The sequence below is a fragment of the Pantoea sp. B9002 genome, from assembly GCF_013385945.1.
In the GTDB taxonomy this organism is placed as follows: Bacteria; Pseudomonadota; Gammaproteobacteria; order Enterobacterales; family Enterobacteriaceae; genus Pantoea.
Window position 1 is genome coordinate 33,492 of sequence record NZ_JACAPA010000034.1, and the last position, 9,000, is coordinate 42,491.

The following is a 9,000-nucleotide window of genomic DNA, read 5'->3' on the forward strand; positions in this document are numbered from 1 at the left end:
ATTTAAGACCTGTCTCAGAGAAGCTGTAAAGTGGTTGCGGGCAGAGGATTTTCTGATGTATTGATAATTTATCAATATAAGTCATACAGATACGAACAAAATCATCATGAAAATATTTTTCACGAGTGTGATCTTAACCGTAATTTAACAATAACAAAGCTAACAAACGGCGCTAAAACCTCGCGATGAGATGAAAAAAAACTCAACATGAAAAATAATTTCATGCATGATGGACCTTCGCTACTGAGGATGTGATGAGCTGATGGATATTGTCTGGCAATTACGGCAGCAGTCGGAGCGCGCGGATGCGCAGGAATCGAGGCTGGCGCGTTTTATTCTGGCGAACCTGCACGCCAATTTGCACGTCACCATGGAAAGTCTTGCCACGCAGGCGGGCGTCAGTCCCGATGTGCTGCGACGCTTTGCCACTTCGGCGGGCTGTCAGGATCTCGATGATTTTCTCCATCAGGTGCGTAAAGCCGGTCAGCAGCAGGACATGGAGTTTATCGATGTCATCCGCCAGCGCAAATCGTCGCTCAGCCAGCAGGAGAAACGCGTTGCCGAAGCGATTCTCAGCGACACCGCGTTTGCCGCTTCCGCCACCATCGAGCAACTTGCCGGTCGCGCAGAAGTCAGCGCCGCCACTATCACCCGCTTTGCACGTTCGCTGGGTTGCGAAGATATCCGCGATTTGCGTATGCGGCTGGCGCGCGCGCCACAGAGACAAACCACCAACGCAATTGCGCCGATTGAGGCGATTACACAGGCGTTAACCCAGCAATACGCTGAAGCGGAAACCGCAACATGGCAGCGCGCCGCAGAGATGTTGCGTAAGGCCCGAAGCGTGCTGCTGATTGGCGCATCGGGGCTGCAAACGGCGCTGGTGGCGGAAGTCCATCAGCGCTTGCAAAGCGCCGGGCTCGCCAGCGCGTGGATTCAGGATGACAACCTGCTGAGCATGACGTTGAGCCGTTTGCAGCCGGACGATCTGTTGCTGATTCTCGCGCTTGATAAGGTTAACAGCCACGTGCTCAGCGCGGTACATCACGCGCACATTCAAAAAACGCCGGTGATTGCGCTTTGTGCGCAGACGTTAGATCTCGCCAATCAGGCCGATATCTGGCTGCCGCTGCCGCAAGCGCAACACGCGCGCCGTTACGGCATTTTGTTTGCGCTGGATCGGCTGGAGTCAGCATTAACTGGTCTCTAAGTAAATCTCCAACATCCTTAGATTTGCAAAAGTAAAACGATCGGTTTACTTTTTAAGGATGAAAAAGAAACTTGATATCATCAATGCCGCCGAGCGGCTGTTCTATCTCAACGGCTTTCACGCCATCAGCACCGATCGCATTTGCAGCGAGGCGAACGTCTCGACGCGTACGCTGTATCGCTATTTCCCCTCACGTGAAGCGCTAACGGCCGCGGTGCTGGAGGCGCGTCAGGAACGTTTCTTCGCCGCGCTGCAATCGCCGGAACATCCGCAAGCGGTCAGCCACATGTTCGATGCGATGGCCGACTGGATGCAGCAATACGGCAATAATGGTTGCTTGTTTCTTAAAGCGTGGGGCGAATACGCCGGAGAAGATGCTGCGCTGGCCGAACAGGCGCTGGCGTACCGGCACAACATGCGCGATTACATTGCGCGCGCCATTCAGCAGTCGCTCGGCAAGCAGCATGTGGCGCTGGCGGATGCGGTTTGGCTGCTGTTTGAAGGTGTGCTCACTTCCGCGCTGATCATTGGCGCGGCGCAGGCGTGTGAGGCCGGTAAGAACGCCGCGCTGCAGCTGATCGCTCTCAGCGAACAAGAATGAAGGGCACGGCGCTCGGCATCACCGGTTTTTCACTTATCGCGGTGACTTACGGTATGGCGCGCTTCGCCTGGGGATTGATGATGCCCGAGGTGATGCACGACATCCCGTTCACGCCGCGCGTTTCTGGCGTGCTTTCAGCCTGCAGCTTTGCCGCTTACTGCATGGCGGTACTGATCGCGCCGATGATGAGCGCCCGCGCCGGGCCGCGATTTCCGGCTGCGATCGCCGCGCTGTGTGCCGCATTGGGTTTGCTGATTATCGCGAGCGCGGTATCGCCGTGGATGCTCGGCATGGGATTGTTTATCGCCGGCATGAGCGCCGGTCTCGCCTCGCCTGCGTTAGCGAGCGCCGTCAGCCAGCGCATTGATGCTGAACAGCAGCCGCAGATGAACACGGTTATCAATGCCGGAACCAGCATGGGCATTATGCTGTCAGTGCCAATTTTGTACTGGCTGCCCGGCGGCTGGCGCATCGCCTGTGCGGTTTTTGCCGCGCTGGCGATGATCTGCCTGGTGCCGATTTGGCGCCAGCTACCCAATCAGAGTGAAAACGCTCAGCATGAATCCTGGATAAGCCACCTGCGTCAGCGCTCGCTGCAGCGCCTTATCATCGTTGCGTTGATCAGCGGCGTCGCCAGCGCGGCATGGTGGAGTTTCGGGCCGGATCTGCTGCATCACATTCAGGTCAGCGACCGCATGGTTAGCCTGTTGTGGCTCATCGCTGGCGCAGCAGGCATTATCGGCACGCTCACCGGCCCGATGGCGAAATGGATGGGGATGAAGCGCGTTTATTGGCTGTCGCAGTGCAGCCTGGCCGTTCCCTTATTGCTGCTGGCGTTCAGCCATCACTCTTCAGCCTGGCTGTTTCCCGCCGTGGCGCTGGGTGGCGCGGCTTACGTTACGCTCTCGGGTGTGTTGCTGGTGTGGGGCGCGGAAGCAACCAAAAATGCCCCCGCCATCGGCGTAGGCATCTTGTTCTTTATGTTGGCGGCGGGTCAGGTGATGGGATCGCTGCTGTTTGGACAACTCTATATGCAGGCAGGCGCGCCAACCGCGTTAATGCTGTTTGTCGCGCTGCCGTTGCTGATGATGTTTGTTATTCGTCGTTAAACGGATCTTTTTTGTCGTCTTCACTGTCATCGCGCGTTCTGGGGATCTCGCCGTGTTCACTGGGATTGTCCTTGGCGGGATGCTTTTCATCGTTCACGTCGCGTTTATCTTTAGGGTGATTGCTCATCTGAAGCTCCTTTGTTGATCACCCATTAAGTGTAGTTGATGGGGCGAGGAGTTCGCCCCATACGCTTACTGCAACGCTTTCAGGATCTGCATCGCGGCTTTGACCCGCTCGGTATTGGGATAATTTTTGTTCGCCAATATCACAATGCCGACCTGCTTCTCCGGGATGAAGGCGACATAGGCACCGAATCCGCCCGTTGCCCCGGTTTTATGTACCCACGATGAGGTGACACGCGGATGTGATTGCGCATCCCGCACCGGCTGCGGCCCAAGCGCCACCTTGTTATCTGCGCCCTTCACTGCCATCTCTGCCTGAGCGGGCCAATCCAGCATCTCCCAACCCAAACCCTGATAGAGCGCATCGGTGCGATAGAAACGTGTTTGCGCGAAATCCAGCGCCTGCTGCAGCGTCTTATCGTTAACCTGCTGCGGATCCATATTGGCCTGCATCCAGCGCGCCATATCTTTAATCGACGACTTCACGCCATAGGCTTCAGCATCCAGCATGCCCGGCGACACGCGCACCGGTTTGCCTTCGCGGTAGCCCCATGCGTAATCTTGCTTCGCGGTGTCCGGCACGGTGATAAAGGTGTGCTTCAGTTGCAGCGGCGTAAATACGCGCTGCTGCATCGCCTGCTCAAATGTCAGTCCGCTCGGTTTCGTCGCCAGCCAGCCAAACAAGCCGATGCTGCTGTTGGCATATTGACGCGTGTTGCCCGGCGTCCACTGCGGTTGCCACTGTTGATAGAAGTTCGCCAGCGCTTTTTCACTGGTCACGGCATCGGGCACCTGCAGCGGTAGGCCGCCAGCGGTGTAAGTCGCCAGCTGCAGCAGCGTGATATTACGCCACTGCGGCGTATTCAGCGCCGGCCAATATTTGCTGGCCGGATCGCTCAGCGCGATTTCGCCTTTATTCACCGCGATGCCACTCAGCACGCCGGTGAAGGTTTTACTCACCGAACCCAGCTCAAACAGCGTGTCTTGCGTGACCGGACGCTGCTGTTTTACATCCGCCATGCCCCAGGTGAAATAGTGAGGCTGGCCTTTAACCACCACCGCCACTGCCATGCCGGGAATCGCTTGCTGCTGCATCAGCGGTTTGATCGCCTGATCAACGGTTGCCTGCACATCCGCCGTTGCGGCGAACGTCATTGAGCACGCCGATGTCAGCGCTGTTGCTATCAATGTTTGAGAAATCAATTTCACTGTTATTAACCTTCCGGGTTGTTGTTCCGCGGGCAGTTTGCCCAATTTGACAGGGTGCAACAAACTGTTAATTTTAGCGTCAGACAATAGAAAATCTTACAGGTAAGCGCATGACTCGCCCCTATATTCCCCTCAACGCGCTCAGAGCCTTTGAAGCCGCCGCACGTCATCTAAGTTTTACTAATGCGGCGATTGAGCTGCACGTAACCCATGCAGCCGTGAGTCAGCAGGTGAAATCGCTGGAGCAGCAGCTCGGCTGCCAGCTGTTTGTGCGGGTATCGCGCGGATTGATGCTGACCACAGAAGGTGAAAGCCTGTTGCCGGTGCTCAACGACTCTTTCGATCGGATTGCCGATACGCTGGATCGTTTCTCGTCCGGACAGATGCGCGAGAAATTGAAAGTCGGCGTGGTGGGAAGCTTTGCCACCGGCTTGCTGTTGCCGCGATTAGAGGATTTTAACCGCCGCTATCCGCACATCGAGTTGCAACTCTCCACCCACAACAATCGCGTCGATCCGGCTGCCGAAGGCCACGATTACACCATTCGCTTTGGTAGCGGCGCCTGGCACGGCACCGAGGCGCAGTTTATTTGTCCTGCCCCGCTATCACCGCTGTGTAATCCGGCCATTGCCCGGCAGTTGCAGCAACCTGCAGACGTGCACAAATTTACCCTACTGCGCTCGTTCCGGCGTGATGAATGGAGCCAATGGCTGCAAAGCATTAACGAACATGCGCCATCGCCTGCGCATCCGGTGATGATTTTTGACTCGTCCCTGACGATGATCGAAGCGGCATTGTTGGGTGCGGGGATTGCGCTGGCGCCGGTGAGGATTTTCAATCACCTGCTGCAAAGCGAGAAGCTGGTGCGCCCTTTTCCCGCTGAAATCGATCTCGGCGGTTACTGGTTAACGCGTTTGCAATCGCGGCCAGAAAGCGCCGCGATGACGGCGTTTTCGAGTTGGTTGATGAGTGCGTTGCTTTAATGCACACCTTACGCCGTAGGGTCGCCATTCATGGCGTAATGCCCGTCAGTTAAGCGTTATTCGGTCGCCATAAATGGCGACCCTACAGCAGTTTGGCGAGGTTTTCGTAGGGTGCGCATTCATGCGCACCTTCATACATAGGCATTTTATGGCTAAATACGCCATTTATGACGACCGATTCACCGACGGCACATTTATCTGTTTCGCCTTCGCCAGCGTGCGCGCAAGAATTGCGGAGTACAGCGGTTTGCCGCCGAAGAACTGCGCAGCCAACGTCGCGCCGAGACAGGTAATGATCATCGGCAAAATTAGCTGATAATTGTTGGTCATCTCCAGCACCAGCACAATGCCGGTCAGCGGCGCGCGCACCGAGGCCGCAAACAGCGCGCCCATACCGGCCACGGCAAAGGTTGCCGGCTCCAGATGTAAACCCGGCAGCCACTGCATGCAGAGCTGGCCGAAGCAGGTGCCGAGCAGCGTGCCTAGCGTCAGCATCGGGGCGAAAATACCGCCTGGCGCGCCGGAGGAGAAACAACAGATAGTGATGAGCGTGCGCAATGCAAAGAGCAGAAACAGCGCCAGCGCGCTGTAGGTGCCGCTGGAGAAATCCGGGATCAGGGCAATCCCGCCATTAATGGCTTGTGGCAGCACCAGACCAATCACGCCGCACGCGCCAGCCAGTAAACTTCCCCACATCACCCACGGTGCCACGCGGCCTTGGTGCAAACGCTGAAACTGATCCTGCGCGAGGAAAATGAAGCGGTTAAACGCTACGCCGCAGCCACCGAATAACACACCTAATACCAGATAAAGCCAAAGCGTATTGGTTGGCGCATCCTGCAACTGACCAATATTGATGATCGCGTCATTGCCATTACACACGCGGAAAACAATGCTGGAGACGATAACGCCAACAAACACCGCTTTGATGGAAATCAGGCTGTAACGAAACTGCGGACGCATCTCTTCAATAATAAACAGGATGCCCGCCAGCGGTGCGTTGAAGGCGGCCGACAAACCGGCGGCAGCACCGGTTGCCAGCAACGTGTGGCGAGATTCAGAAGATTTAACGCGGAATATATCGACACACATGCCGCCGATATTGCCACCCAGTTGCACGGTTGGCCCTTCGCGACCCAGCACCATGCCTGAACCTAACGCGCCCATGCCACCAATGAATTTCACCGGCAGCACGCGCCACCAACGCACCGGACGGAGTTCCTCCAGCGCGCCTTCAATTTCGGGAATGCCCGATCCGCCCGCTTCCGGCGCGTAGCGTCGCACCAGAAAATAGCCGAGTGCGCCTAATAATGCCGAAAGCAGAAACGCACCGGCTATTTTCACCAGCAGATTGTCACCGGCATCCGCGAGCCAGCTCAATCGCGTCTGCACCACAAAATTCACGGCTTTATCGAATGCTACGCCAATCAAACCGGTTAACACACCGACCAGCGCAGCCAGTAGCAACAGCGCGATCGGCGTTTTGTCGCGGCGTAGTAGTTTCTGCATCAATAAGAAGCGCCCAGCACGAAATATCGTTTTGGGCTCTGCGGAGTGACCGTTAGCAGACATGCAAATCCTCTGTTTCATTGCCATGTTCCAGAAAAGGACGATCAGCATACTGTGATAGAAGTGAATTTTAACGCATTAATTCGCAAGCGAATTTTTCAATGAACTGGGTGGATTATTTAACCGTGGCGCTGGCGACAGTGCCATCCGCGTTGAACGTCATCAAAACATGCCACGCTGAACGATCGGTGATTTTGAAATAGTCGCCGTCATTTTCACGCATGAATCCATGCTCCACCAATGCCGCAAAAGCGCTCGCTTTAGGTTGTGCCACAACACGTGATTGTAGAAAGGAAGCAATATCACTTCTCTGCGCCTCCAGTGTGCTTTTTGACGAGTCGGCGGCAGGACGGTGCGCGTCGTTCTGCGTTTTGGTTTTATGAATGTCACACCAGGTTGCTTCGTTCTGCATATCACATCCTGAGCGCTCAAGCGCGGCGCGATGCGCAGCACTGATCGCATGTGCCGGGCTGACCGCAACCATCGTCATCACCAGAAATATGCTCTGCACGAATTTATTCATCATGACCTTTCCCCTCACTTAATCGTTTCGCTGTGGACTTACATTTCTTTACGAAGCGCAGAGTAAGTTGCTGAAGCGTGGCATGAATTGATCTGTATCAGATTATAGGGGGGATTTTTTTGGACGTGAAATAAGAACCTGTCAGGTAAGACATTTCTTTTTGATAGGAATTGCGGGGGTAACGCGCCAATTAATTCAGCCCGCAGGATGCCCTGCGGTGCTGAAAAAATCGTCATTATCGGTGAAGAACTACAGCTGGCTTGTTTCTCGCCTGCTCACCGCTTGCGCCGACATTTAATCCTGCTCTTCAGCAATCAGCGTCAGTTTTTCATCGGTGGCTTTTTCTTCTTCCAGCGTTTCACCCAATAACCTGGCGGCATCCTGATAATCCAGTTTCAGGGCTAAGGCGCGCAAGGTGCCGTAAGTGGCGATCTCATAGTGCTCAACCTTCTGCGCGGCACCGATCAGACCCGCATCGCAAACCGGCCCTTTCTCCACTTCATCGATAATTTCCTGCGCCTCTTCAGCAAGACCTTCCAGCGCATGACATTTCATTCGTTTGATCTGCACGCCTTCTGTGAGCTCAACCAGTTGATCAATACGTTCAATTTGTCCGCGCGTTTCTTCGAGGTGCTGTTTAAAAGCGGCAACCAGATTAGGATCAGAGGCGGCGCGAATCATTTTTGGTAACGCTTTAGTGATCTGTTTTTCGGCGCTGTAAATATCGGAGAGATCATGCACAAACAGATCTTGCAGTGTTTTAATCGTCATAATATGGCCTTTAGGTAGAATAGAATATCAGGTAGGTAAAAACGTGGGCGAGAACGAATAAGGAATTACGCCGGCACATAAGCCTGACTTAATCCTGGCGGACAATGCATAATTCACAAGCGAAGCCTGAAAAATAAACTCACCGCATTGTTTAAATTATTGCCAGACTTAAATCAGGTCAATCGGAGAGAACATGATGAAAAAACCAAGCCCGCCAGAACTCAACGGCGAAATTATTCACGAACGCAAATTAATGCCGCTCGGTTTAATTTCTCTTTATGAAGTTACCTTCAATAATGGCAAATATGCCGTCATGCGTTTGGATAAAGCTCAACCCTTTCACCAGGGTGACGTTTTTAAACGTGTTAATGACTGCTGGTATTGTGATAAAGAATTAATACATCCACTGGCTTTTCAGTTTGTCGATCAGGCTGAAGCGCAGCGGTCATTTATCGAATATGAGCGATAATATTATCTTGCGTTCTTTCGCATCGGCGAATGAAACGCAGCGAGTTGGTCCGGTTGCGCTGGCGGCAATGACATCCAGAAATTCACATCCATGCTGGTTTCATATTCCGCATGCGCTTCAAGGAAAATATGCTCGCCGCTGCGCGATTGCCCGCCGTACAGCCAGCCGCCCTGCACCTCACCATTTTCAAATTGCACGATGCACTCCTGCTTGTAGCCGGGCGCTTGTTCATTTACATCAATCCATTCAAGAATATGGCGCATTCGCTTACTCCTCGGCAATAAACAGTGATTTACAGTGCGGGCACAACATAGCCTGTCCGCGCGCTTGCTTTAAGGACGATTGTGGGCAAAACTTTTTACAGACTGGACACTGAGTTTTGACTTCCCGGCGTGATAAGCTTTCTAAAAATTGATTTAACCAGCTCATGATT

General features: G+C 54.1%; 12 protein-coding genes. 5 read left to right on the top strand and 7 right to left on the bottom strand.

Annotation, left to right across the window (positions count from 1 at the left end; all coding sequences use genetic code 11):
* Positions 1-262: 262 nt before the first annotated feature.
* Genes HX773_RS16815 through HX773_RS16825 form a run of 3 tightly spaced genes read left to right on the top strand, consistent with a single transcriptional unit; the run spans position 263 to position 2,920 of the window.
* On the top strand, positions 263-1,210 hold the full coding sequence (locus tag HX773_RS16815; protein WP_176972473.1) for a MurR/RpiR family transcriptional regulator: 948 nt from the start codon (positions 263-265) through the stop codon (positions 1,208-1,210).
* Positions 1,211-1,268: 58 nt separating this feature from the next.
* A complete protein-coding gene (locus HX773_RS16820) occupies positions 1,269-1,811 on the top strand; it encodes a TetR/AcrR family transcriptional regulator (protein WP_176972474.1) in 543 nt (180 codons plus the stop codon).
* Positions 1,808-2,920 (top strand): MFS transporter, encoded by a 1,113-nt coding sequence (locus HX773_RS16825; protein WP_176972475.1) that lies wholly within the window; start codon positions 1,808-1,810, stop codon positions 2,918-2,920. Before HX773_RS16820 ends, HX773_RS16825 begins: the two co-directional genes overlap by 4 nt.
* On the opposite strand, the gene HX773_RS16830 is transcribed toward HX773_RS16825, so the two are convergent.
* Positions 2,907-3,047, bottom strand: a complete 141-nt coding sequence (locus HX773_RS16830; RefSeq protein WP_167391175.1) for a hypothetical protein — start codon at positions 3,045-3,047, stop codon at positions 2,907-2,909. The two genes, HX773_RS16825 and HX773_RS16830, sit on opposite strands and share 14 nt — an antisense overlap.
* A 65-nt stretch (positions 3,048-3,112) precedes the next feature.
* Positions 3,113-4,246, bottom strand: coding sequence for a PSZ family class C beta-lactamase (gene blaPSZ, locus HX773_RS16835; protein WP_176972516.1), 1,134 nt, complete (start codon positions 4,244-4,246; stop codon positions 3,113-3,115).
* A gap of 116 nt (positions 4,247-4,362) precedes the next feature.
* Here blaPSZ and ampR point away from each other — a divergent pair, with 116 nt between their 5' ends.
* Positions 4,363-5,235, top strand: a complete 873-nt coding sequence (gene ampR / locus HX773_RS16840; RefSeq protein WP_176972476.1) for a LysR family transcriptional regulator AmpR — start codon at positions 4,363-4,365, stop codon at positions 5,233-5,235.
* 165 nt (positions 5,236-5,400) lie between these two features.
* On the opposite strand, the gene clcA is transcribed toward ampR, so the two are convergent.
* From clcA to HX773_RS16855, 3 genes are all read right to left on the bottom strand, one after another.
* Positions 5,401-6,807 carry a H(+)/Cl(-) exchange transporter ClcA gene (clcA, locus tag HX773_RS16845; RefSeq protein WP_176972517.1) on the bottom strand — a complete coding sequence of 469 codons (1,407 nt, stop codon included), beginning with the start codon at positions 6,805-6,807 and terminating at the stop codon, positions 5,401-5,403.
* A 112-nt stretch (positions 6,808-6,919) separates the two neighbouring features.
* Positions 6,920-7,330, bottom strand: a complete 411-nt coding sequence (locus HX773_RS16850; RefSeq protein WP_176972477.1) for a hypothetical protein — start codon at positions 7,328-7,330, stop codon at positions 6,920-6,922.
* A gap of 291 nt (positions 7,331-7,621) precedes the next feature.
* On the bottom strand, positions 7,622-8,098 hold the full coding sequence (locus HX773_RS16855) for a ferritin-like domain-containing protein (RefSeq protein WP_137387363.1): 477 nt from the start codon (positions 8,096-8,098) through the stop codon (positions 7,622-7,624).
* 193 nt (positions 8,099-8,291) lie between these two features.
* Here HX773_RS16855 and HX773_RS16860 point away from each other — a divergent pair, with 193 nt between their 5' ends.
* Complete coding sequence (locus tag HX773_RS16860) at positions 8,292-8,567, top strand: hypothetical protein (protein ID WP_255433249.1); 276 nt, start codon at positions 8,292-8,294, stop codon at positions 8,565-8,567.
* Between the two features lie 2 nt (positions 8,568-8,569).
* On the opposite strand, the gene HX773_RS16865 is transcribed toward HX773_RS16860, so the two are convergent.
* Both HX773_RS16865 and HX773_RS25800 read right to left on the bottom strand, forming a co-directional pair.
* A complete protein-coding gene (locus HX773_RS16865) occupies positions 8,570-8,830 on the bottom strand; it encodes a hypothetical protein (protein WP_176972478.1) in 261 nt (86 codons plus the stop codon).
* Between the two features lie 4 nt (positions 8,831-8,834).
* The gene (locus tag HX773_RS25800; protein ID WP_217548267.1) at positions 8,835-8,996 is read right to left on the bottom strand and encodes a YnfU family zinc-binding protein; all 162 of its coding nucleotides are present in this window, start codon (positions 8,994-8,996) and stop codon (positions 8,835-8,837) included.
* Positions 8,997-9,000 lie beyond the last annotated feature (4 nt).